Genomic DNA, 24507 nt, shown 5'->3' with positions numbered 1-24507 from the left:
ATCAATATGATCAAGAATTGCTCGTTATTTGCATGATTTGCAAGTTTCACGATTGATATTTGCGTTACAGTTTTCTCAGGTTCTTACGGAGTGGCTTGATGGACGCGCAACGCTTCAAGGTATCGGCAAATGTGGGGTCGGCCGGACGGCTGACGATTGATCTCTCAGCCCTCCGGGCGAATTATCTCCGCCTCTGCGCAACGGTGGCTCCGGCTCGCGCGGCGGCCGTCGTCAAGGCCAACGCCTACGGTCTTGATGTTGCTCGTGTTGCTCCGGTGCTCGATGCGGCTGGTTGCCGCGATTTCTTCGTCGCACAGTATGGCGAAGCCCTCGAATTGAAGCCGCATGTTTCGGCAGAAGCCCGCATCTACGTCCTGAACGGTCTCCTGCCCGGTTTTGAAGGCGATTGCGCGACCCGTGGCATCGTGCCGGTGCTCAACTCCCTGGAGCAGGTGGAAAACTGGAACGAGTTGGCAAAGGCGCGCGGCCAGAAACTGCCGGCGCTGCTGCAGTTTGACACCGGCATGTCACGGCTCGGCCTGTCGATGGCAGAAGCTGTCTTTCTCGCGCAGCAACCCTCGCTCCTGGACGGCGTCGACGTGCGCTACATCATGAGCCATCTTGCATCGGCCGATGAGGCCGAGAGCCCGCAGAATGTCGCGCAGGCGGCTGCGATGCGCGAATTCGCCGAACTCTTCCCCGACCATCAGCTGTGCTTCGCCAACTCGGGCGGCATCTTTCTCGGGAGTGACCTCCACGGCGCGCTCGTGCGCCCGGGGATCGCCCTCTACGGCGGTCGCCCGACCGATGTCATCGACACCCCGATGCAGCCGGTGGTCAGCCTCGACGTGCCCGTCGTCCAGACCCGGACGGTGCCCGCGGGAACGCTGGTCGGCTATTCCGGCGCCTATGTGGCGAAGGAAGAACGCCGGCTCGCCACCCTGTCGGTCGGCTATGCCGACGGCCTGCCTCGCTCCCTGAGCGACCGCGGCGCGGTCTATTGTGACGGTGTTCGCCTGCCGATCGTCGGCCGCGTCTCAATGGACAGCCTGATCGTCGACATCAGCGATCTGCCCGCCGGCCGGTTGAAGCTCGGTGATCACGTCGAAGTCATCGGCCCGCATCAGTCTCTGGAAGACCTTGCGGCGGATGCCGGAACCATCTCCTACGAAATCCTGACAAGCCTCGGCCGCCGCTTCCAGCGGCGCTATCGCTGAGCTCTATCGAAATTGGGTCTGCCATGAAAGTCACTATCCTAGGTGCCGGCGTCGTCGGCGTAACCTCCGCCTATTATCTCGCCAAGGCCGGTCATGAAGTAACCGTCATCGACCGTCAGGCGGGTCCGGCTCTAGAAACCAGCTTCGCCAATGCCGGCGAGGTTTCGTTCGGCTATTGCTCGCCCTGGGCCGCACCCGGGATCCCGCAGAAGGCACTGAAGTGGATCTTCATGGAACACGCGCCGCTGATCCTTCGCCCGAAGGTCGACGGGGCGATGATCTCGTGGATGCTGAAGATGCTGTCCAACTGCACGTCCTCGCGATATGCGATCAACAAGAGCCGCATGCTCCGCCTTGCAGATTACAGCCGCATAGCCCTCGCCGAGGTCCGCAGCGAGACCGGGATTGCCTATGATGAACGCATGCAGGGAACGCTGCAGCTCTTTCGTACTGAGGCGCAGCTGGACGCCTCCGCGAAGGATGTGAAGGCACTGGCCGCGGACGGCATTCCCTATGAAGTCCTCGATCCGGAGGCCTGCATTCGCGTCGAGCCGGCCCTTCGCCATGTGCGCGAAAAGATCGTCGGCGGCCTGCTGACGCCGAAGGACGAAACCGGCGACTGCTTCAAGTTCACCAACGCGCTTGCCGCGAAGGCCGAGGCTCTCGGCGTCGTCTTCGACTACGGACGCACCATCAAGTCGATTGTCGTCGAAGGTGGCGAAGCCAAGGGAGTCGTGACCGATCGCGGCATGACGAAATCCGACGCGGTTGTCGTCGCGCTCGGCAGCTTTTCGCCGCTGATGGTCAAGCCGCTCGGCATCAGCCTGCCGGTCTATCCGGTCAAGGGCTATTCGCTCACCATCCCGATCACCGATGCGACCCGCGCCCCGGAATCGACCGTCATGGACGAGACCTACAAAATCGCCATCACTCGCCTCGGCGATCGCATCCGTGTCGGCGGCATGGCGGAAATCTCCGGCTATACCAACGATCTCGGCCTTGCCCGACGCCGTACCTTGGAGCATTCGGTGACCGACCTCTTCCCCGGTGGAGATGTGTCCAAGGCGGACTTCTGGTCGGGCCTTCGTCCGATGACGCCGGATGGCACGCCGGTCATCGGCGCGACCAAGGTCCGTGGCCTTTACATGAACACTGGCCATGGCACGCTTGGCTGGACCATGAGCTGCGGTTCGGCCAAGGTGCTGAGCGACATCGTGACCGGCAGGACGCCGGAAATCGAAACCAAGGACCTGGCAATCGCCCGCTACAATTGAGCGGAAGTTGCCGGAGACTGACGGCCGGCACGGCGATTTCGCTGAGGACGGAGGTGGCCGCGGGGGCGTTCGCACTCGCGGCGGCGGCAGGATTTGTGCGATAGTGGACGCCTTCTCACGAAAGCGATTCCATGCCGCAGACCAGAAACTCCATCGATCATCTGTTTGAAACCGAGGGCGCGAAGAACCCGCTCGCAGTGCTCAAGCAGGTCTACGGCTATCCCGCCTTTCGCGGGCGGCAGGCCGAGGTGGTCGAGCGCGTGGTGTCCGGTGGGGACGCCGTGGTTCTCTTCCCGACCGGGGCCGGCAAGTCCCTGTGCTTCCAGATCCCGGCCCTCTGCCGCGATGGGATCGGCATCGTCGTTTCCCCGCTCATTGCCCTGATGCGCGATCAGGTCGAGGCCCTCAGGCAGTTGGGCGTGCGCGCTGCCGCCCTGAACTCATCACTGTCGCGCGAGGAATATGTCGAGGTTCGCCGTGCGATCGACAGAGGAGAGCTGGATCTCCTTTATGTCACCCCGGAACGTATCGTCACGGCAGGCTTCAAGGACATGATCGGCAATGCTCGGATCGCGTTGTTTGCGATCGACGAAGCACATTGCGTCTCCCAGTGGGGCCATGATTTTAGGCCGGAATACCGCGAGCTCGGCCGGCTTGGCGACGACTATCCGGGCGTGCCGCGCATCGCATTGACCGCGACCGCCGACCCGCACACGCGCGAAGACATCATCGACAGGCTCGGTCTTCACGCGGCCGAGGTCTTCACGACCTCCTTCGATCGCCCGAACATTTCATATGAAATCGTCGAGCGCGACCAGCCGCGCCAGCAGCTCCTGCGCTTCCTTTCACGCCATGAGGGATCGAGCGGTATCGTCTACTGCCTGTCGCGTGCGAAGGTCGAGGACACTGCCGAATGGCTGAACACGCAAGGCGTTCGCGCGCTGGCCTATCATGCCGGCATGGAGCGCCCGATCCGCGATGCCCATCAGGACGCCTTTCTCAAGGAGGAAGGGCTGTGTCTGGTCGCGACCGTGGCCTTCGGCATGGGCATCGACAAGCCCAACGTGCGTTACGTTGCGCATCTCGACCTGCCCGGATCCGTCGAGGCCTATTACCAGGAAACCGGGCGTGCGGGCCGTGATGGTCTGCCGTCCGATGTCTGGATGGCCTATGGTATGGCCGACGTTATCCAGCGGGGGCGGATGATCGATGAAGGCGGCTCGGCCGACGAGGTGAAGCGCGTGGAGCGCGCCAAGCTCAATGCCCTGTTGGCGATCTGCGAGACGCCGGGCTGCCGGCGCCAGGCGATCCTCGCCCATTTCGGCGAACCACATGCAGGCGGCTGCGGGAACTGCGACACCTGCCTGAAGCCGGTAGAAACCTGGGACGGAAGCGAAGCGGCTATCAAGGCACTCGCAGCGATCTACCGGACCGGCGAACGGTTCGGCACCGGGCACCTGATCGACGTCCTGTTCGGCGTGGAAAACGAGAAGACTATCCGGTTCGGGCATGTGGATATGCCGGTCTTCGGTGTCGGAAAGGAGCTTTCGTCGAAAACCTGGCAATCGGTCTACCGTCAGTTGCTTGCCGCCGGCCTCGTCAGTGTCGATCATTCGGCCTTCGGCGCGCTTCGCCTCGAGCCGGACGCCCGGGCCGTTTTCCGACGCGAACGCGAGGTTCGCTTCAGGAAGGACCGTCCGACGAGCGGCAAGGCATCGAAGGCGGCATCGGCGAGTTCCGTCAACGCACGGTCGATGTTGGCGGGCTCCGACATGGAGCTGTTCGAGGCCCTTCGCGCGGCCCGCATGGCGATCGCCAAGGAGCTCTCGGTCCCCCCCTATGTCGTCTTTCCTGATACGACGCTTGTTGCCTTCGCGACCGATCGACCTACGAGTCACAAGGCCCTCCTCGGCATTTCAGGTGTGGGGCAGTCCAAGCTCGAACGCTACGGCGATGCCTTCCTCGAAGTGATCCGCGGCTACCAGGAATGACAATGCAAGGCGGTCACGACCGGACCGGCCGTGCCTCCGTTGCCGCGGCGGGGGCAGTCGAGGTTGGTGGACGTCGTGGCGGGCCGACATCCGGCATGCGCGACTGGTAGTATTTGTCGTAGGCGTTACGGAATTTCTCCGGCCCGCCGAAATCGCTGTATCGGGCGAGCTGGTCCATGTCCGTCTTGTTGAGGAGGACGCCGAGGATCTTGGAGGCGATCAGTGGTTCGGCCTCCAGGAGATCGGAAACCAGTCGGGTCGGCGTCTTGCCCCATTCCACGACGAAGACGAAACCGTCGACCTGTCCGGCAAAGGCCTTGGCATCGACCACCGGGCCGAGCGGCGCAAGGTCGACAATGACATAGTCGAACATCTGGCGGGCGCTGTCGATCAGGCCTGCCATGCCGGAAGACGCGAGAAGCTCGTTGGTGTGAGGAAGCTGCTCCCCATAGGGACGAGGCAGGATCGGCAGGATGGCGAGCTTCGATTGCGGGTCGACCCGGACGAGGCTGGTCCAGGGCGCATCGCCGATGACGGCCTCCACGAGCCCGGCCTTGGGGACGGGCTTCAGCATGCGGCTCAGCCTCGGATTGCGAAGATCGGCATCGATCAGCAGGGTGCGCTTGCCGCTTGCGGCGAGAAGCGCTGCGAAGTTGGCCGCGACCGTCGTCTTCCCTTCGCCCGGTAGTGCCGAAACCACGCCGATGACGCGGCTTCCCCGCCCCTGGAGAACGATGTCGCAGGCAAGCTTGGCGTTTCTCAGCGTCTCCGCGAAGGCGGAACGCGGCGCCTCGAGAACGAGACGCGTCATGCGCTCGAGCGGCAGTTCCGGTGTCGGCTCGGGCGCAGGTTCGCGCCCCCGCTTCAACCATGTATTGAACTGGTCGAAGGGCTTCTTTTGCGCGCCTCCGACAAGAGGCAGGTAACCGAGCGGTGTCTGGCCGAGAACCGATCGCACATCGCCGCCGAGCCTGAAATACCGCTCCCGCATTTCCTGCACGAATGCCAGTGCGCCCCCGGCCATCAGTCCAAGCACGGCAGAGAGCGCAAGCACCATCGTCTTCTTCGGACTCGACGGTGAAACGGGTACGCCCGCATCCGAGATGACCCGGGCTTCCGCGATCGGGAAGGACTGTTGCTGCGAAGCCTGTTCGTAACGGTCGAGATAGGACTGATAGAGCGACTTCAGCGCCGTCGCTTTCTGTTCCAGTTCGCGCAGCTGAACCAGCGACTTGTTGGCTTCCGAGTTCTTTCCGGTGACGCCCGCGATACTCTCTCGAAGCGACTTTTCCCGCGACTGGGTGACCTCGAACTCGTTGCGATAGCCGTCGGCAAGACGCTGGATTTCCTGGAAGATCTGCTGGGCGACGTCGCTCTTCTCCGTCTTGAGCGCGACCGCCTGCGGATGGTCTGCGCCGAAGCTTCCGGTCACCTCGCGTTCGCGTTGCTCGATCGACAGATAACGCCCTCGCAACTCGCGGATGACGGTGTTGTCCGTCTCTCCCGAGCCGATCATCGCATTCTTGACCGCATTGTCCGGGCCTTGGTCGATGATCGCCTTGAACTGGTTGTAACGCGCCGAGGCCCGTGCCACGTCGGCTTGGGCAATGATCAGCTGGCTGTTGAGGTCGGTGAGCTGCTGTTCGGACATCAGCTCGCCACGCGTGGACGTGAGCCCGTTTGCCGCCTTGTAGCGCTCGGCCTCGAGCGAGGCCGCCTGGGCCCGTTCGCGAAGATTGTCGAGCCTGCCCTGCAGCCAGACCGAGGCCCGTTCAGCGGCATCGAAGTTGGCATTAAGCTGGTCCGCGAGATAGGCGTCGGCATAGGCGCGCGTCACTTTGGCTGCGAGCTGCGGATCGGGTGAGCGATAGGAAAGTGCCACCACCGCGCTGCGGCCGACCCGTTCGACGGCAATGCCCTGCTGCAGCATGGCGGCTGCCTTCTGCCTCCTGCCTTCGAGGGCTGCCTCATCGGAGACGGCGGCGAGGAAGAGGCTGACCGTCCCGCGCAGCCAGGATTTGGCTGTTCCCGCCAGAGACTTCGGGGGATCGAGAATGGTCTCGTTGTCGGCAAGCGCGGCCTCATCGACGACACGCAATGCGAGCTTGTTCGATTTCAGGATTTCGACAGCGCTGGAGATCTGTGTGTCCGCCTGTTGCTTGCTCTGCTGGGAGGCCAGTTCTTCTTCGGCATACCGGGAAAGCTTCTCGTCGAGCAGGATTTGCGTCATCGAGGTATAGATGGGCGTGGTGACGAGCAGGTATGCGATGCCGAGCACGACGAAGACGGCGGTGGTAAGACCTATGGTCGTTGCGCGTCTCAGGATCGAGGCGAACAGCCGGTCGAGATCAATGAAGGAATCGGCGTCGTCCTTCTCCCGGTGCAACACGCCGTTCAATGGCAGGGTTCTCTGGTTCATGGGCGCGTTCGTCTCCAAATGGGGGTCCGGCCGGGGCGAATGCCCCCGCCGGCCAGTCGCTGAACATGGGGCCGGCGTCCACGGAAGGAGAGGCCGGCGGATCGCTTCACGCTGCCCGGATCCGGCATTCGTGGTTGAGCACCATCTCGCGCACGGAATCGAAGACCAGGCCGCTGATGTCGGTGCGTGCGAGTGCGAAGGCGACGTTGGCTTCGATGAAGCCGTGTTTCGAACCGCAATCGAAGGTCCGCCCGTCATAGGGATGGGCGTGGAAGGACTGGCGTTTTGACAGCGTCACCATGGCGTCGGTCAGCTGGATCTCGTCTCCGGCACCGCGCGGCTGATGGGCGAGGATGTCGAATATCTCCGGCTGAAGGATGTAGCGGCCGTTGAGGTAATAGTTGGAAGGCGCCTCGCCGGGGCGGGGCTTTTCCACCATGGCGGTGACCCCGAAGCCATGGGGTACGGGTGATCCCTTACCGACGATCCCGTATTTGCAGGCGTCTTCCGGAGAGCATTGCTCGACCCCCAGAACATTGCCGCCCGTTGCCGAATAGAGGTCGGCAAGTCCGGCCATGCAGCCGCGCGTCCCATAGGAGATCATGTCCGGCAGAAGCAGCGCGAAGGGCTCGTCGCCGATGAGGTCGCGGGCGCACCACACCGCGTGGCCGAGGCCAAGCGGCGCCTGCTGGCGGGTAAAGCTCACCGATCCCGCGACGGGCAGCATCTCGGCCAGTTCGGAAAGCTGGGCTGTCTTGCCGGAGCGGGAGAGCGAGGAAATGAGCTCCGGCGTGTCGTCGAAGTGATCCTCGATCGCCTGCTTGTTGCGGCCGGTGACGAAGACGATGTGTTCGATGCCGGCCTCGCGCGCCTCCTCGACCGCGTATTGCACGACCGGGCGGTCAACGATCGTCAGCATCTCTTTCGGCATTGCCTTGGTGGCAGGAAGAAATCGTGTTCCGTTGCCGGCAACGGGAATGATCGCTTTCCTGACGGTCTTCTTGAGGTTCATGGCACTTATCCTTTGCTGGCGTGAGGGCCGTTGGCCGGGTTGTGGCGTTTCGCTGGGGTTTCAGAGGGGCGGCCTTTCGCGGTGATGAGCCGCCTCAGGCGAACCGCGATCGGCATCCGGAGGTGGCGAAGGGCGGCGGGATCAGAGATCGCCGTGCACAGGGCGCCGGTATAGGACCGCCGCTTCAACTGTCCGACCAGTGTCAGGAAGGAGCGCGCCTGCCGCAGGCTTCGGTGACGCAAGTTTTGTGCGGCAAACGCCTTCCGATCGAGGCGGTAGCGGCGCAGGAAGGCCGCATCGGCGGCCAGCATGGCCTCCACATGGTGCACCTCGAGGACGCGCGAGATCGAACCCTCGGTCACCGAATAGAGGTAGCCCACGCCGGGGCAGACGATACACTCGCCGCCGACCGCAAGGGCGGACGCGAGCAGCATATAGTCCTCGCCGATCCGCAGGCTCTCGTCGAAACGCAAACCATGATCGTTCAGAAACCGCTTGAGGAAGACCGGCTTCATGTAGCCGAAATTATACTCGTCGCGGAAAAGTACGTTCGAACCGATGAAATCGGCGAGTGTCAGGAACGGAAGTGTCGCAAGATCGAGTTCGTCGAACATCGCACGCGAGTTTCCATCTCCTGTCACGACAGCGAGGTTATCGACGGCAATCTCGGCGCTACCTGCTTCAGCCTTGTCGATCATGCGGGCCAGACGGTCCGGACGCATCGTATCGTCCGCGTCGAGAATTGCGATCCAGCGACCTTCGGCGATATCGATGCCGGCATTGCGCGCGCCGCCCGGCCCCAGGTTTTCTCGAAGCGGCACGAACCGGAGGCGCGGGTCTTCGAAGCCCGCGACGACCGCGCGTGTCCCGTCGGTGGAGCAGTCATCGATCACGATGACCTCCAGCGACACGTCCTCCTGATCGAGCGCGCTGGCGATCGCGCGCTCGATCGTCCCGGCTGCGTTGAAGGCTGCGATGATGATGCTGACGTCCGGTGTCGACACGGTCATGATGCTGTCGTCCCCAGTTGTCCGTATTGGTGAATTTCGCGCACGCCGGCGAGGCCCGCCACGACGCCCGAATGCAGAACCGCACGAAGGGCATAACGGTTCCGCGGAATCGGGAAGGGCGCGCAGGCGATGGCGGCGAGCGCACAGAACCCGAGCTTGGCTCCGGCGAGAACCAGTTGTTGCAACCGGTGCCCTGCGGCCCCGCTGGCGGCCAGCAGGCGGCCATGTGTTTGGCCCATCCGGTAACGCCGCCTGGTTAACCAGGAGAAGCGCGCCCGTAGCGACGGAACCGGTTCATGGACGATCGCGTCAGCGGCAAAGTCGATCCGCCCGCCGGCCCGGTGCATGTTCGTGAAGTAGTCGGTATCCTCGCCACCGCTCTTGCCGAGCGAGAGTTTGAACCGGCGTCCGGCAAGCGAATGGGATCCGGTCCTCAGAAGCGCATTGCAGGTGTAGCCCGTGCGGATCCGTCCCGCGACCCAGACCGGCGCGGTCGAATGGAAGTCACCCCGGCGCATCCATTCCGGCGCGTCGATCTCGTATTCGGCGACCACCGGGCCGAGCACGGCGTCCGCGCCCGTCGCCTCGGCGACAGCCAGAAGATTGACGAGCCAGAACTTCGACGCTGTCTCGTCATCGTCAATGAAGGCGAGGAAGTCGCCGTCGCTGTTGTCTAGGCATGCATTGCGGGCGATCGAAATATTGGCCGCAGGGCAATGCAGGTAGAGGATCTCGAACGGCACGGTTGCCCGCATGGCCTCGACCAGCGGGCGGGCGCTCGGTTCGGTGTCGTTGTCGGCGATGATGATGCGCATCGAAACAAGTTCCGGCACCGCCATGATTACCAGTGAGTGGAGGGTCTGCTCCAGCGCCGGGCGACGGAAGGTGCAGATGCCGACGTCGACGCGCAATGGGGCGGGGTGCATGTCGGGCGAAACTGTCATCCGGCGATCTCCCGTCGTTGCGCATAGGCGCGCCCGGGGCGGCTAGGGGCAAGGAGTTCGCGCCAGAAGCCGGCGGACCAGGCCAGATGCATGACCATCGCCGAGAAGGCGGCGAGAGGGCCGTACGGATTGCGCTGCCCGACCGCCAGCCAGGCGCCATAGGCGATGCAGGCACCCGCCCAGGCGAAAAAGGGAATGACCGCCGCCCAGTTCATCACGGCGAGCAGGGCGCCTGCCGTCACCGGTGCGACCGCAAGAGGGATCATCTGGCGCAGGCTCGGCCAGGCGCGGTGTTTGAGGATGTTGCGGGCGCGCCCCCGGCCATAGCCGAAATACTGACGGAAAAGCGGGATCACCCGGGTGCGGGGATAGTAGACCATGCTGGTCTTGTCGGTCATCCAGATTCGATAGCCGGCTTTGTTCAGCCGAAAATCGAGTTCCGCATCTTCGTTATGCTGGAAGGTCTCGTCATAGCCGCCGATCTGCCGGAAAGCCGAGATCCGCATCAGGGCATGATGCCCATGATCCGTCCAGTGACTGGCGGCGCCGGCACGGTGTCGGGATCCGCCATTGCCGAGCTTCGAGTTTTGCGCCAGTGCGGTGGCCTTTTGAAACCTGCCGAAGCCAACAGTCTGCATGCCCACGACTACGGAGTCGGCATCGGTCGCGCGTGCTTCCTCGACCAGCGTCCGGCAGTAGTCGCGAGGATAGTCGCCATGGGCGTCGATGCGGATGAGATAGTCGAAGTCATTTCCATAAGCCGCGACCGCTCCGTTGACGGCCGCGCTCTGAATGCGTTTCGGATTGTCGAGCAGGGACACCTTCGGATTGGCGGTGGCGATCCGTACGACGATCGCACGGGTTCCATCCGTGCTGCCGCCGTCGGCAACCACGATCCGTGCATCGAGATCGTCAAGCGCATCGCCCAGGTTTTCGATCACGCCTTCGATGTGTTCGGCTTCGTTGAGGCAGGGGATGACGATCAGGCACAGCGCCGATCCGCGTTCGTCATTCGTCATGATAGCTCTCCTTTGCGATGGCGCTCGACGGGAGCGGAAAGGTCATCCGTTCCGCACGACCGCCGCCGGCAAGATTCGACAGGCGTCTCACCAGCCGTTCGCAGTCGGTGCGATCGAAGGTCCAGGGCGCAGGCCCCTGGGCGTGGATTCGATCGCAGGCCTGACGATGGGCTGCGTCGGTCATGGTTTCGAACAAGGCGGAAAGGCTCGCCGGATCGGCAGCGGGAAGGATCAGGCCAATGCCTCGCTCATTCAGAAAGCGTGCGGTTTCGGTGCCTTCGAGCGCGATCGGAACGGCACCGTGTCGGCAGCTCTCATAGAGCCGGTTCGGTAGCAGCCATGACGAATTCTTTCCCTCCTCGAAAAAGTCGATCGCCCAGGAGAAATGAACGCCCGCATAGATTCGCGTGAGGTCTTCCGGGTTCCGGTAAGGTCCGTGGAAGGACATGAAGGGCTCGTCTCGCAGGAAGCCGTCGAAGTCGTCGAACTCGGAGTAAGCCGGCCGGCCTCGCAACACGACCTCGGCCCGGCCGCCCATGGCATGGGAAAACGCGGACAGAAGCCTGAGCGACTTCGCGCAGCGCAATGCTCCGAACCATCCGATACGCCAGGGCTGTGCGGTCATCCGGGTAGGAGGCGACGGCGGAGGAAGATCGTCACCATCATCGTCAAGATCGAGGACCTGGTTCTGCAGCAGGAGTGTCGGCAGGTCGAGGCCAGAGAGTGGGCGGAAATAATGCTCGACGAAGGCCGGAGAGCTCGTGATCAGCAGCTTCGCCCCGCGTCCAAGCCTCGCTTCGGCTCCGCGCATGACCGATCCGACCACATCGTCGCGCAGCATCAGGCGGTGGATGTCCAGGCATTCGTAGGCGATCGGAACCGTGCTTCCGAAGAACGCCGCCGCACGGTTCGCAACGGCGAGCATTTCGAGATTGCGTGCCACGATGACGTCGGGCTTCGCCACGGCGCGCAGAACGGTGCCGATGGACAGGCAGGACTTGGCGACGGCACCGATGCGCTGACCGAAACGCCCGTCGGACGTCACCCCGAGTTCGATAGGATTGACGCCGTCGATTGCCGCCAGCGGGTTCGCCGCGCGGCGAAAGCCGGCAAGCGTTACCTCTGCTCCGCCGGCAACGAACATCATCACGCGGCGGCGAACCGCGGGGTCGGCCAAGTCATGGACCAGATAGAGCAATTTGAGCATCGGAACTCCGTTCTCCTGTCCGTGGAACGTGCGTCAGTTCAGCATGCAGACGATGGATTCCTCGAACTGGCAGGCCTCGCCTGCAGCCGTGAAGGCAAGGCGATCGATCTGCATTTTCGCGGGAGCCGAATAGGACATGGTGCCCATCCAGTCCTTGAGCGTGTCGGTGCCCCACAGGCTGAGGAAGATCTTCTGGGCGTTTTGCGGGATCTTGGTCGGATCGGTAACTTCGTGCACCATCCGGCCGTTCACGAAGTATCGCAGGCGGTCCTTTTCCCAGACGAAGGCATAGTCGTTGAAGTCGGAAGCTGCGCCGCCGGGCACGCCGGCCAATTCCTCGTTGCCCCCCTTGCCGCCCACATACTGGTTGAGCTGGACACGGGATAAGTCCTTACCCAGAACCTCGAAGTCGATCTCGTCATGCGGTTGCTTGTCGGCCGGCCCGATATAGGTGAAGAAGGCCGAGTTCAGCCCGGAAGCGTCCGCGGATTTCATTCGCGCTTCGTAGGTGCCGTAGCCGAACCGCTTGCGGGTCTGGATCTCGCCGCATGCATAGTCGCGCTCGCCGGTCGCGCGCTTTTCGAAGGTCAGTTCGACTGCGCCGCCTGCAATACGGACCTGCTTCCTGGACCAGGTGCAGTTCTGGTGAGAGCCATTGTTCCAGCCGTCCGATATGTACCAGATCGCCGGATCGAGTGTGTCGAAGGCCTCGACGAAGGACGTTCCGCTAGATCCGTCCTGCGCTTCCGCCGTTCCGGCGAGGCATGCCGCGGCGAGCATCATCGAAGCGAAGCGAATGGGCTGTTTCAGGTGCATCTGTCTCAAAGTCGGTTACCTCTGTTGGGACAAGATTTTAGTGGTCGGAGCGCTCGTCGGGCGTAATGCCCCCCGATAGGCGCCCAGGCGGTTGCCCGTCAGGACGGCCAGAAGGCGAGGCGCCACTCGGCCCATCACGGCGTGGGAGGTTGCCAGCAATGCGAGCGCAACAACCGGTGCGGAGAAATAGAAGAGCGGATAGCCATCGAGACCCGTCCTGTTCCAGGCCATCCACAGAGCCACGAGCAGCGGATAGTGGGCGCAGAAGATCCAGAAGCTGAGGCCGCCGCCGGTGCCGAGGGCCTGTCCGGCACGGGTACGGATCAGCAGACTGGAAAGCGCCCAGGCCCCGACGATGCCGGCGATGGCAGTGACACCTCGGAGCACGTCGACCCAAACGGGATAGTCCGGACCGGTAACGTAGAGGATTGCTGCAAGCAGCACGGAAGCCGACGCGACGGCGATGGTCACCGGCCAGGCGTAGGCATCCAGTCGCTTTACGTCGAGACCATGCAGAGCGGCGTAGGCACCGAAGCTGAAGCCGAAGAGGATCGACTTCTTCAGGAAGATCCCGTTGGGCAACGGCAGCACGGCATAGGCGAAGAAGATCAGCAGCGTGGTCCGTGGATAACGCATGACCAGCTGACCGATTACCGGCGAAAGCGCCAGGCAGAGCAGGAGGTCGCGCAGGAAATAGAGCGGCAGGTTGATGGGCCAGCCCTCGAGCGCGAGCGCGTGGTTTGCGATCTCGCGGGGCGTCGCGCCGATCACGTCGGGCAGATAGCCATGTCCGAGGCCGGCCGCCTGGGCGCTCAGAACGAGGAGCAGGAATGCACCGTTCCAGAGGAGAAAGGGGACAAACACCGTCTCCGCCTTGGAACGCATAACCTTGGCGTATTGGAAGCCGGAGAGGCCGCGACGAAAGAGCAGGTAGCCGGATATGGCGCTGAGGCAGGGCACGCCGATGCGGAACAGGCTGTCGCCCAGATAGACACGGATCCAGTCCGCGGCATCGTCGGTGCCCAGGTACGGACTGTGCGGCGGATCATAGGGAATGTGTACGAACACGATCCCGGCGATGAGCAGAATGCGCATCAGATTGATCCGCGATGATACGTTCGCGTCGACGTTCACGATGTCAGTCACCCCTATTGGGGACGCGATCAGATCGCGGCCGTTTCAACCAGAGCAGACTTGAGCCCGCATCCTTAGGCTAGGTTCGGGAGGGGGAGGAAAATATGGCGTTGCAGCGAAAATTGCGCCAAGGCTTGCTGCGGCGCAGCAGAGAAGATGCGGAATTGACGCAACCACCGGCGGTGCGCTTTCCTCGCTCGGTTGTGAAAAAGTCAGTGCTGGCGGCGTGTTAGACAGAAGCCGAGCATGCCGGTTTTCGGCCCCATCGGCACTAAGTTTCAGATGCAACTTTTTTCACGAGGCGAGGTGTTTAGAGCGGCAAATTGTGCGGTCGTCGCAGCGATTGTGTCGCAAAGAAGGCAAGTTTGAGCCTGTAGCGCGTGTCGCGGCCCCCTTCGATCGAGCCTATTCAGCGACCGAAACGGCTGGGCTGGAGCTCCGCTTGCGAACCAGCTCGCCGAGTTTCAGGAGCAGCTGGCGTTCGAAGACCAATGTCATGACGCTGTAGATCGCCCCGCCAATGGCGATGCCGACGATGAGCTGGGCGGCCGGGTTGGGCAGAAGATGACCGTGGGCTTCAAGGAGATAGCGAACGACCAGGGCCATTGCGATCGACGTCAGCATGGGCCGGCTCGTAGTGAGAAGGCCTCGCAGGGGTGCGCGGTCCGCGCGGTAGACGACCCCGGTATATCCGACAAGCATGATCGCGTTGACGACGCACAAGGCAATCATCGCATCGACAAGCGTTCCACCCATGGCCGCGTAGGCGACCGCTCCAGTCGTCGCGGCGGCGCGGAAGACGGCCCACCAGAACAGCATTCCGCCGCGACCAATTCCCTTGAGATAGGGGATATAGGTGCTGCATGGCGTGAGAATGCCCTTGGACAACGAAAGCAGCGCCAGCACCGGCCAGGCATGGGCCCATTGCTGCCCAAACAGGACGCGCATCGCGGGCTCGGCGAGCGCCCAGAGCCCGAACATCATCGGTGCGAGCAGGACGGTCGTCACCTGCGTGCTGAGCAATAGCGCCTGAAACCGGCGCTCCCGGTCATGCATCATGCTGCTGAACGCGGGAAAGAGAACGCCCATGACCGCAGAAAGCACGACCTGGTTCGGAATGCTGGAAAACCGGTTCGCGGCAGAATAGGCCCCGGCGTCAGCAAGCCCGAGATAGCGTGAAATCACCACCATCGGCGACTGGAAGGTGATGAAGTTGGCGATTTCCGAGCCCATCATCCCGAGACTGAAGCGACCAAGGGAAACGACGCTGCGTGGATGGAAGACAGGCCGCGGCCTGTAGCCGGAAACCACATAGAGACCGACCAGGCGGATTGCCGCTGAAGAGAAGAGCTGGGCGATCAGGGCCCACACGCCCGCGCCGAGAAGAGCTAGACCGACCGCGATCAAAGCGCCGGCCGACTCCGAAATCATGCTCCACAAGGCATCCCGGGAAAACTGCATGCGTCGCGCGAGCAGGGCATAAGCCACGTCACCGGCCAGTTGAAGCGGAATGAGCAGGCTCATGATCCGCAGGAGGTAGCCGGCCTCCGGTGCTCCGCAGAGCGCAGCAAGTTCGTCGGCTGTCAAAAATATGCCGAGAGCCATGGCGGCAGAGATGGCGAGATTGGTCCAAAAGACCGAGTGGATCGTGGTCAATTCCTCTTCGCGCTGGATCACCAGTCCGGAGGCAAAACCGGCGCCTCCGATCATGGCGAGGAACTGAACGAGGGCGAGCGCAACCGCCACTGCACCGAACTCCTCGGGCGAGAGGATGCGCGCCAAAATCGGCACGGTGACAAATTTAAGCCCGAATGTCCCTGTCTTGGATAGGACGCTCCAGCCGACGTTTCGGGTCACCGATTTCGCATTGACTGCTGGGGGCATGGCGAGATCCTGACGATACGGTGGTGGGAAAAGGCAATAAAATCAAGGCGCCTGGCAAGGCGGCAACCTGATGGGGCGGAGACCGCGTAACCTCTTTTAGATAAACCGCAGGGGCGAAAAGATGGCGAAGCTGACAGTTATCATTCCGTACTACCAGAAGGAGCCGGGCATCCTGAGGCGCGCATTGACCGCCGTCTTCGCGCAGACTTTCCAGGATTTCGACGTCCTCGTCATCGACGACCAGTCGCCGTTCCCTGCCCGCGAGGAACTGCTTGCGCTTCCGCCGGAAGAGGCCAGTCGCATCACCGTTATCCGGCAGCCGAACGCCGGACCTGGCGGTGCCCGCAATGCCGGCCTCGACGCCGTGAAGCCCGAAACGGAATACGTCGCCTTCCTCGACTCCGACGATGTGTGGTCCACCGATCATCTCGAAAACGCGTATCGTGGGATGACGCGCTTCAAGGCGGATTGCTATTGGGCATCGATCACCGGCGGGGACGACTTCTACTACCATTTCGGCATTTCCGAACTCGCCGAGACGGAAGAGGTTCGGCGGCTGCAGGACGAGCCGCTGATGGTGGAGCTTCCCGAAATGACCAGCGTCATGCTGAAGAACTGGAGCTTCCTGCATCTCTCCTGCATGGTAATCGGGCGCAATCTGTCTCGTTCGATCCGCTTCGAAACCGAGCTGAGGCTCGCTGCGGAGGACGTGTTGTTCTTCTGCGACTGCGTGCTTGCTGCTGATCGCGTCATTCTTTGCGACACGCCTGGCGCGGTCCGCGGCGAGGGCATCAACATCTTTCATGCGATCGACAATGACTCGCCCCAGTTCCTGAGGCAGCAGTTCAACACCTGGGTAGCGCTCGATACTCTCGAAGAGCGTTTTTATGGGCGGTCAGCGGAGGTCGCATCGATCCGCAGCTACAAGCAGACCGCCCGGCGCCAGGCGCTCTGGAGCCAGGCCCGCCTGGTCAGGCGCCGGAAGATGCCCCAGCTCAATCTGCTCGCCCGGTGGATCTGGCGAGACCCGCGTCTGCTCGGTAGCGCCGTCGAACTGGCGGTCGGGAAGCTCTCGCACCACTCGTAAGGCCGCGGCCTTCGGCGACAATCTGTGGCAAAGGCCGATGGGATGCCCATATTGGCCGCAACCAGGAGAAAGCCATGAAACCCTATTACTGGGAATCGCAGCACGGCAACTTCGGCGACGATCTCAATCTCTGGCTCTGGGATTTCCTCCTGCCGGGTTTTCGCGATGCGCATCCTGATACACTTCTCGTTGGTGTCGGGACGGTACTCAACACCGCGTTGCTGCCCGACGAGGGGCGAAAACTGGTCATCGGCAGCGGTTATGGCTACGGGACGATCCCGGACATGCGCGACCACGAGCGCTGGGATGTCCGTTGCGTGCGCGGTCCCCTCACGGCGGAGCGTGCCGGTGTGTCACCAGACATGGGGATCGTCGATCCCGCGGTCATGGTCGCCGAGATGCCCGAGTTCAAGGGACTCGCGAAGCGTCACCGCAAGAGCTTCGTACCGCATTGGGAGACGGCGCTTGCGGGCGTCTGGCCGGCAATTTGCGAAAGGGTTGGGCTGCATTACATCGACCCACGTGGAGAAGCGCGGTCCGTGATCCGCGAAATTGCCCAGTCGGAGACAGTCATCGCCGAATCCATGCACGGGGCGATCCTGTCGGATGCCTTTCGCGTACCATGGGTTGCCGTCTCGACGTCGAGAAGCATCAATAGCTTCAAGTGGAACGATTGGGCGAGAACCGTCGGGGTCCGCTACGCGCCGCGCCGCATTCCCGTTTCGACACGGGCCGAGGCGAAGCTGAAGGGAGGGCGCTTCTGGGGCATGGCGTTCCAGGGCGAGCAGACGGCCTCGGTCGGGGATCCGAACAGCCGCATCATCGGAGAGGATGTGCTCGTCGCAGCAAGCAACCCGCGCCAGACCACGCTGCGCGTCGCCGCCAAGCACGCGCTCGCGCTGCCGTCGACCGTGGCCCTCTGGCAGGCAAGCCGTGACGAACCCCAACTCAGCAGCGATTCCGTGCTCTTCGATCGAAAGGCGCGGTTGCTGGCCGTCCTTGACGGTGTGCGTCGGGACTATCTTTGAGGGACCTGGGTCCCGGGTAAAAGATACCGTAGTCTGGTCCCATCGTCCTGGAGATCATTGCCGGCAGTCGATCTCTTGCGGAATCGTTCGACCTTGTCAGCAAGGATGCCGGCGGTGATGGATGGCAGTGCCCGCGGTCGCAAGAACGCATAACCGAGCGCAGCACCCCGTCCTTTGCTGTTCTTGAGGTCGAGAAAGTGCCGCAGCTCGTAGCGACCGCGCACATGCCGCTCGTGCCGGCGGATCAGGTCGGAAACCTCGCGACTGAGGCCGGCCGAGCCCAGGACGGCACGATCGGCCTCGTAGAGGCGTCGGAGATCTTCCGTCCGATGATGTCCGCTCAGCGAGTTTCGCCGCACCACTGCACCGTAGCCGCAAACATGGCTGATCCTGTATCGCGCACCCTTGGTCAGGGCGCGAAGGTAGAGGTCGTAATCCTCCCCCAGACGCAGATCCTCCCTGTACAGCAGGCTGTTCCTTTCGAGGAAGTCGCGCCGCATGACGGGTTTCAGGAAGCCCGTCTCGCCGCGGGCCTTGCCACGCCGCGAGATGTTTCCCTCGATGAAACGCGCAGTGTCGATCAGCATCGACGCCGGCTGGAACTCTGCGACCGCGAGGTCCACGTCTTCTGCACGTCGCTCGTCGATGAACGCGATGTTGTCCGCGACGAAATCCCAGTCGGAAAGCGAGAGAAGGTGGCGAAAGCGCCCGGGAAGGAAGAAATCATCGGCGTCGAGCACGGCGATCAGCGGTGCGGAGGAGGCGGCGATCGCGTGATTTCGTGCCGCTGCCGGCCCGCGATTCTGCTCGAAGTGAACTACACGCAGTCTGTTGCTGCCATCGTCGGCCGTCTGCGCCGTCGCGCCCGTTGCATCGCTTGAGCCGTCGTCGATGACGAAGACTTCGGCAACTTCAGGCTCGTTGAGCGCGGACCGGACCGCGCGGGCAATGGTGGGGGATGCGTCCTTGGCGGCGATCACGACGCAGATGGATCGTGTGGTGGCCATGCCTCACTCCTTCTCCGATGGGGAGCATTCTCCCGAACCGTCAGGGTTGATGGAGCGACCAGCATGGCGGGTGATCGTGACGCAAAAGGGGCGATATGTGCGGTTTGCGCCGAAGACGGGTTCAAACGCTACGGATTGGAATGACCGGGTGTCTTGAGGGAGGAGACCTGCGCCGCCTTGGCGTCCGCGTCCTTTTTCACCGTTTCACTGGTCGAGGCGGCGCTTGCCTTTTCTCTGGACGCTTTGGCCACGAGGTAGAGAACGCCGGCGAAGTAACCGACCTGCAGCAGTATAGCGCAGATCAAGGTTTGCAGCGCCGTGCTACCGATCGATCCGGTCAGCGCATAGGTTCCGATCGCAAAAACGACCAGTGCGCCGATCATGCTCAGGAAGACGCGAGGTCCGTACATCAGGCGGCCTCATGTCTGAACATCTGTGTCATGGCAGATCTGCCTTCTCCTCTAAGGCCGCCAAACATATATATTAGGACCAGCCTTTCACTTCAATGTCTTTGCTGACGCAGAAGTCGTGAGTTCGGCTCACGCTTTGTTCATAGGAGATTTGGCTTTCGGCTCCGTTACTGCGTCGCGGCAGAATTCAGGGGCTGCAGTCCGATCCATAGTCGGCCCCGCCCGAGATTCCTCGTCAGCTCTCAATTGGGCCGGCATTGCCACAGTTGCACCCGTGTCGAGCGCTTCAGCACCATCCCGGCCGCGGACCAGGGCCGTCTTGCGATCACGTTTTGTTACAACATAAGAAAATTCGAATTGAAAAATGTGCGTCGCAACATAATGTTGCGACGCAAAATAAATCCAAATGAGCCTGTATTGTCTCCCTCCGATTTTCGTCGGTCCTGCCTGCCCGAGTATTGTTCGGTCAAGGTGCGCATATCAGGCGATCAAAATTCAGTAAGAGAGCGTGAAGCTCCGGAAAGAGAAAGACCCGGCGCGGAGCTTTATACGTCAGGTGGCTCCATTCGCCGTGATTTATAATTGTTTCAATTGCAATCATTCGATCACGAATGCCGGCCGATCCCGATGCATCCGGCCGTTGCCTTAATCTTTTGGCGGCTCGGACAAATTGTGACCACAGACTGCAACTTGGATAGTGCGCTGCGTCCCGTGGGACCCGACCAATCGCAAAACGTAAATGGAGTCACCTCTATGAAGTCCGCGACTCGATCGGCCAGTTCGCCGTTTATCCGCACGTCTACGCCCGGATTGTCTCCGGTAGGCGGAATCTCCAAGAGGGGATTCGACATCACGATGGCCACGTTGGCCCTCGTTTTTCTCAGCCCGATCTTCCTGATGCTCATGGCACTGGTGAAGTTCTCTGATGGTGGCCGTGTATTTTATGGCCACAGCCGCATCGGTCACAGCGGCCGCCCCTTTCGTTGCCTGAAGTTTCGCACCATGCGTGAGGATGGCGATCGCATCCTCAAGGCTTACCTGGAGGACAATCCGCAAGCCTATGAAGAGTGGCGGGCGACACGCAAACTCCAGCATGACCCGCGCGTGACGTCCGTCGGGGGCGTCCTGCGAAAGCTCAGCCTTGACGAGCTTCCGCAACTGATCAACATCCTGCGCGGCGAGATGAGTATAGTCGGACCACGACCGGTCGTCGAAGATGAACTCGAACTCTATGACGCGGCGGCGCAATACTATCTGCAGAGCCGCCCGGGTCTCACCGGTCTCTGGCAGGTCAGCGGTCGCAACGATGTCTCCTACGAATCGCGAGTCGCGCTCGATTCGCACTATGTCCAGAACTGGTCGCTCATGACGGACATCAAGATCATCGGCTTGACCGTTCCCGCAGTCTGCCTCTCGCGCGGCAGCTACTGAATTCCCGCATGGTCCACGGCTCGTGGACGAGACTGCTCAACAGCCAACGGGGAACCACATGCAAGAACTCTCTCAGAGAGGGGTGCGTCAGCGCCCCGGAAAAGCGTTTTGTTTCGCACGTGTCGCAACATGCCTTGCGCTGCTGGCCACATCTTTTGCCAACGCCCAAGCAGAAGACTATCGCCTGGACGTCATGGACAAGCTGCGTGTCCGTGTCGCCGAATGGCGCACCGCCGAGGGTGCTGTCCGTGACTGGGCGACCGTCAGCGGAGACTATACGGTCGGAGCCTCCGGCGCGGTGTCGCTGCCCTTCCTCGGCGAACTGGAAGCCACGGGCAAGACCACCGCAGAGGTTGCCGATGAGATCGGCAACAGGATGCAGCAGCTCTTCGGTCTGCGCGACCGCCCGTCCGCTTCGGTCGAGCTGGCGCAATACCGGCCGATCTATCTTGCGGGAGAAGTCCAGACGCCGGGCGAATACCCTTATGCGCCGAACCTCACCGTATTGAAGGCGCTCAGCCTCGGCGGCGGCCTGCGGCGCGGTGATGCCGGCCAGCGGTTTGCGCGGGACTTCATCCGTGCGGAAGGCGATTCCAGCGTCCTCGTTGCCGAACGCAACCGTCTGCTGGTGCGCCGTGCCCGCCTCCAGGCCGAGATTGCCGACAAGGCCGAGATCGCTCTGCCCGCCGAGCTCGAAAAGGCGCCGGAGGGCGCCGAGTTGTTGGCAAGCGAAACGGCATTGATGAAATCGCGCGAAAAGCGCCTCAAGCTGCAGCTGACGGCGCTCGCCGATCTCAAGACCCTGCTGCGCAACGAAATCGATTCGCTCGGCAAGAAGTCCGAAACGCAGTCGCGCCAACTCAAGCTCGTCGAGAGTGATCGAGAGAAGGTCTACAACCTGTCCGAACAGGGTCTGACCGTGAGTTCGCGGCGGCTCGCCATCGAGCAGCAGGTCGCCGACCTGCAGGCGGGGCTCCTCGATATCGACACCGCGTCCCTGAAGGCGCGTCAGGATATCAGCAAGGCGAGCCAAGACGAAACCAACCTCACCAACGACTGGGATGCCCAGTTGGCTCAGGAACTGCAGAACACCGAGCGGGAACTCGATACCGTGGCGCTGAAGCTTGGAACAAGCCGGGATCTGATGGCGGAAGCGATGATGCAATCCGCAGACGCGGCGACCGTTGCCAAACAGACGGCGGCAAGCGTCACCTATGCGATCGTCCGTGAAACCGACGGTCACGCCAAGGAAATCCCTGCCGACGAAAACACCAGGGTGCTGCCGGGCGATGTCGTCAAGGTCACCGCGGCAGTGGCAATGCGGTGACGGCGCCATGCGGATCGCGAAATCCAGCCTCATCTGCCCGGGCGAAAACCGGACCTATGGCGTGGCTGCGATCGCGCTGTCGCTGTTCGTTTTCGCCTATTCGTCCCGTTTCGGTCAGGTCTCGATTCTGGCCTACTACGCACTGTGGTTGCCGCTGGCACTCATCGACTACCGCCGTGTCCTCGGCAACTACGCGCGTTATGGCTGGATCTTCGCCTTCGCGATCTTCGCTTGCCTTTCGGTCTTCTGGTCCGCTGCGCCCGGGCAGACGGCGCGCACCGGTGTGCAGTATCTCTCCCACGTGATCTGCGCCCTGATTGCCATGAGGGTGATCGACATTCGCACATTGGTGCGCGGCGGCATCCTCGGGGCTGGATTGGTGCTCGCTTATTCCCTGTTGTTCGGTGTCTACCATCTCGATCCGTTGGACGGCAGCTACAGTTTCGTCGGCGCCTTCGCGTCGAAAAACCAGCTCGGCTTCTACGCTTCGCTTGGGCTGCTGTTCGGATTCGCGGCGGTCGTGATTCTCGCTGAGCGCGGTTTCTGGATGCTCTCCAGCGGTGCCGTGATGCTGATTGCGGCCTATTCTCTGCTCGCATCCCAATCGGCAACATCGGTGCTGACGACGGCAGCCGTGATCGGCATCGCCTTTGGTGTCCGGATGCTTCAGGCGCTTTCGCCGCGCAATCGGAAAACGCTGTTCTTCGTTGGCGTGGCGATAGCCATCTTCGGCGGTTTCGCCTTTCTGAATGCCGGTGGCGCCGATCTTGTTCTCGGCGCTTTCGGCAAGGATTCGACCCTGACCGGCCGCACCTATCTCTGGCAGCAGGGTCTTGAGGCGGCGGCGGCCAATCCCTATTTCGGCACCGGTTACCAGGCCTATTGGGTCCAGGGCTTTTCAGAAGCCGAACGGCTTTGGGAAGAGTTTTTCATCGGCTCGCGCTCCGGCTTCCATTTCCATAACACCTTCATCGAGGCCGTGGTCGAAACCGGGGGTTTCGGCCTGCTCCTGCTCTGCCTTCTGCTGGTGGTGACGGTTACCGGGCATCTTCGCCGACTGTTGAGCAATATCTCGGATCCGGAGTCGGCGGTCCTTTTCGCCATCATGACGCTTCTCGTGATGCGTGCCTTCGTCGAGATCGACGTGTTGACGCCGTATCACGTGGGCTCGTTCCTGCTCTATGTCTCGGCCGGGAAGCTGACCGAGGCGAGGCGCAGTCTCTCGTGGCGGCGGGCACGGATCGCGGGCCGCCATGCTGCGACCCGGGACCTGGGGCCTACCGGCGATGCACTGGCCGCGAGGGCGAGCCTGTGACGCTCCACGGCATCCAGTATCTGAGAGCCGCGGCGGCCATCGCGGTCGTGCTTTTTCATGCGGCGGAAAAGACGGGCTACCATTTCGCGATCGGTGCCGCCGGAGTCGATATCTTCTTCGTCATCAGCGGCTTCATAATGTGGGTGATAGGTGCACGCCGCGAACCGACGCCGCTGGAATTCCTGTCCGCCCGACTGCGCCGCATCGTACCGGTCTACTGGCTGGCAACCGGGGTGATGATCGCCGGAGGGTTGGCGGGCCTGTTCCCCAATCTGGAACTGACCATCGAACACGTTGTTGCATCGCTGTTTTTCATTCCGGCCCGCTCTCCGAGCACCGGAGAGATCTGGCCAGTGCTGGTTCAGGGCTGGACGCTCAATTGCGAGATGTTCTTCTACGTCGCCTTCGCGGCCTCTCTTCTCCTGCCTCGGTCCTGGCGACTGCCGACAATCGCCATCCTGTTCACCGCTCTGACCTTCGCCGGCTTCCTGGGCTTGAGCGACAACGCAATACTGGTCACCTACACGCGGCCGGTCATCCTGGAGTTCGTCGCGGGAATGGTCCTCGGTCAGGCATGGTTGAGGGGTCGCGTGCCGAGCCGCTCAACAGGTCTCTGGCTCGTCGGAATATCGATAGCCGGCTTTGCATTAATCGGAATTCGTGGTCTGCCCTTCGATACCCTGATCTGCGGCCCGTTGAGCATGGCCCTGGTACTTGGCGTGCTCGCGCTGGAGAATACCGGCGGGCTGCCCAGAGCAGCGCTGCCGGGCTTTCTCGGAGACGCATCCTATTCGATCTATCTCTGGCACACCTTCGCCATATCGGTTGTCGCCAAATTGGGATCGTCCTTGTCCGTACCTCCCGCCGCGATATTCCTGATCGCGACGGCATCCGGAATTCTGATCGGCATCGTGGCGTACAGGCTGCTGGAACAGCCGGTCCACCAGTTCACGCGTCGCCTCGTGCAGTGAGTTT

20 protein-coding genes are annotated in these 24507 nt (G+C 62.3%); 9 read left to right on the top strand and 11 right to left on the bottom strand.

The annotated features are described in order from the left end of the window. The first annotated feature begins 98 nt into the window (after positions 1-98). The 3 genes from alr (at position 99) to recQ (ending at position 4482) form a co-directional block, all read left to right on the top strand. Positions 99-1217 carry an alanine racemase gene (gene alr / locus ACX93L_RS20030; protein ID WP_459406474.1) on the top strand — a complete coding sequence of 373 codons (1119 nt, stop codon included), beginning with the start codon at positions 99-101 and terminating at the stop codon, positions 1215-1217. A 23-nt stretch (positions 1218-1240) separates the two neighbouring features. Further along, on the top strand, positions 1241-2491 hold the full coding sequence (locus ACX93L_RS20025; RefSeq protein WP_459406473.1) for a D-amino acid dehydrogenase: 1251 nt from the start codon (positions 1241-1243) through the stop codon (positions 2489-2491). A gap of 131 nt (positions 2492-2622) precedes the next feature. Then, positions 2623-4482 carry a DNA helicase RecQ gene (recQ, locus tag ACX93L_RS20020; protein WP_459406472.1) on the top strand — a complete coding sequence of 620 codons (1860 nt, stop codon included), beginning with the start codon at positions 2623-2625 and terminating at the stop codon, positions 4480-4482. A gap of 13 nt (positions 4483-4495) precedes the next feature. Here the strand turns inward: recQ and ACX93L_RS20015 are convergent, their stop codons facing one another. The 9 genes from ACX93L_RS20015 to ACX93L_RS19975 all read right to left on the bottom strand — a co-directional run bounded on the left by ACX93L_RS20015 (position 4496) and on the right by ACX93L_RS19975 (position 15927). Next, the gene (locus ACX93L_RS20015; protein WP_459406471.1) at positions 4496-6901 is read right to left on the bottom strand and encodes a polysaccharide biosynthesis tyrosine autokinase; all 2406 of its coding nucleotides are present in this window, start codon (positions 6899-6901) and stop codon (positions 4496-4498) included. A gap of 106 nt (positions 6902-7007) precedes the next feature. Further along, the gene (locus tag ACX93L_RS20010) at positions 7008-7913 is read right to left on the bottom strand and encodes a UTP--glucose-1-phosphate uridylyltransferase (RefSeq protein WP_459406470.1); all 906 of its coding nucleotides are present in this window, start codon (positions 7911-7913) and stop codon (positions 7008-7010) included. A 5-nt stretch (positions 7914-7918) separates the two neighbouring features. Further along, positions 7919-8923: a glycosyltransferase family 2 protein gene (locus ACX93L_RS20005; RefSeq protein WP_459406469.1), complete on the bottom strand. Its 1005-nt coding sequence runs from the start codon at positions 8921-8923 to the stop codon at positions 7919-7921. After that, the gene (locus ACX93L_RS20000; protein WP_459406565.1) at positions 8920-9849 is read right to left on the bottom strand and encodes a glycosyltransferase; all 930 of its coding nucleotides are present in this window, start codon (positions 9847-9849) and stop codon (positions 8920-8922) included. The genes ACX93L_RS20005 and ACX93L_RS20000 overlap by 4 nt, the downstream gene beginning before the upstream one ends. Before the next feature lie 14 nt (positions 9850-9863). Then, positions 9864-10886 (bottom strand): glycosyltransferase family 2 protein, encoded by a 1023-nt coding sequence (locus ACX93L_RS19995; RefSeq protein WP_459406468.1) that lies wholly within the window; start codon positions 10884-10886, stop codon positions 9864-9866. Then, positions 10876-12093 (bottom strand): glycosyl transferase family 1, encoded by a 1218-nt coding sequence (locus ACX93L_RS19990; RefSeq protein WP_459406467.1) that lies wholly within the window; start codon positions 12091-12093, stop codon positions 10876-10878. The genes ACX93L_RS19995 and ACX93L_RS19990 overlap by 11 nt, the downstream gene beginning before the upstream one ends. 33 nt (positions 12094-12126) lie before the next feature. After that, positions 12127-12909, bottom strand: a complete 783-nt coding sequence (gene exoK / locus ACX93L_RS19985) for an endo-1,3-1,4-beta-glycanase ExoK (protein ID WP_459406564.1) — start codon at positions 12907-12909, stop codon at positions 12127-12129. A gap of 15 nt (positions 12910-12924) precedes the next feature. Next, positions 12925-14043, bottom strand: coding sequence for an acyltransferase family protein (locus tag ACX93L_RS19980; RefSeq protein WP_459406466.1), 1119 nt, complete (start codon positions 14041-14043; stop codon positions 12925-12927). 405 nt (positions 14044-14448) lie between these two features. Next, a complete protein-coding gene (locus ACX93L_RS19975) occupies positions 14449-15927 on the bottom strand; it encodes a lipopolysaccharide biosynthesis protein (protein ID WP_459406465.1) in 1479 nt (492 codons plus the stop codon). Between the two features lie 121 nt (positions 15928-16048). Between ACX93L_RS19975 and ACX93L_RS19970 the strand changes: the two genes are divergently transcribed. Continuing rightward, on the top strand, positions 16049-17014 hold the full coding sequence (locus ACX93L_RS19970) for a glycosyltransferase family 2 protein (protein ID WP_459406464.1): 966 nt from the start codon (positions 16049-16051) through the stop codon (positions 17012-17014). A gap of 74 nt (positions 17015-17088) precedes the next feature. Continuing rightward, the gene (locus ACX93L_RS19965; RefSeq protein WP_459406463.1) at positions 17089-18042 is read left to right on the top strand and encodes a polysaccharide pyruvyl transferase family protein; all 954 of its coding nucleotides are present in this window, start codon (positions 17089-17091) and stop codon (positions 18040-18042) included. Here the strand turns inward: ACX93L_RS19965 and ACX93L_RS19960 are convergent. Continuing rightward, positions 18033-19049 carry a glycosyltransferase family 2 protein gene (locus tag ACX93L_RS19960; protein ID WP_459406462.1) on the bottom strand — a complete coding sequence of 339 codons (1017 nt, stop codon included), beginning with the start codon at positions 19047-19049 and terminating at the stop codon, positions 18033-18035. The two genes, ACX93L_RS19965 and ACX93L_RS19960, sit on opposite strands and share 10 nt — an antisense overlap. A 128-nt stretch (positions 19050-19177) precedes the next feature. Then, positions 19178-19459: an exopolysaccharide production repressor protein gene (locus ACX93L_RS19955; RefSeq protein WP_459406461.1), complete on the bottom strand. Its 282-nt coding sequence runs from the start codon at positions 19457-19459 to the stop codon at positions 19178-19180. 753 nt (positions 19460-20212) lie between these two features. On the opposite strand from ACX93L_RS19955, the gene ACX93L_RS19950 reads away from it, so the two are divergent. From ACX93L_RS19950 to ACX93L_RS19935, 4 genes are read left to right on the top strand one after another with little or no spacing between them, the layout of a single operon-like run. Then, positions 20213-20890, top strand: a complete 678-nt coding sequence (locus ACX93L_RS19950) for a sugar transferase (protein WP_459406460.1) — start codon at positions 20213-20215, stop codon at positions 20888-20890. 58 nt (positions 20891-20948) lie between these two features. Then, positions 20949-22217, top strand: a complete 1269-nt coding sequence (locus tag ACX93L_RS19945; protein WP_459406459.1) for a polysaccharide biosynthesis/export family protein — start codon at positions 20949-20951, stop codon at positions 22215-22217. Between the two features lie 7 nt (positions 22218-22224). Beyond that, complete coding sequence (locus ACX93L_RS19940; RefSeq protein WP_459406458.1) at positions 22225-23532, top strand: O-antigen ligase family protein; 1308 nt, start codon at positions 22225-22227, stop codon at positions 23530-23532. Further along, a complete protein-coding gene (locus tag ACX93L_RS19935) occupies positions 23529-24503 on the top strand; it encodes an acyltransferase family protein (RefSeq protein WP_459406457.1) in 975 nt (324 codons plus the stop codon). Before ACX93L_RS19940 ends, ACX93L_RS19935 begins: the two co-directional genes overlap by 4 nt. Positions 24504-24507 lie beyond the last annotated feature (4 nt).

This window comes from Rhizobium sp. CAU 1783 (assembly GCF_054551725.1).
The sequence above is the reverse complement of the archived record's forward strand: the minus strand, read 5'-3'. Positions and strand labels throughout refer to the sequence as shown.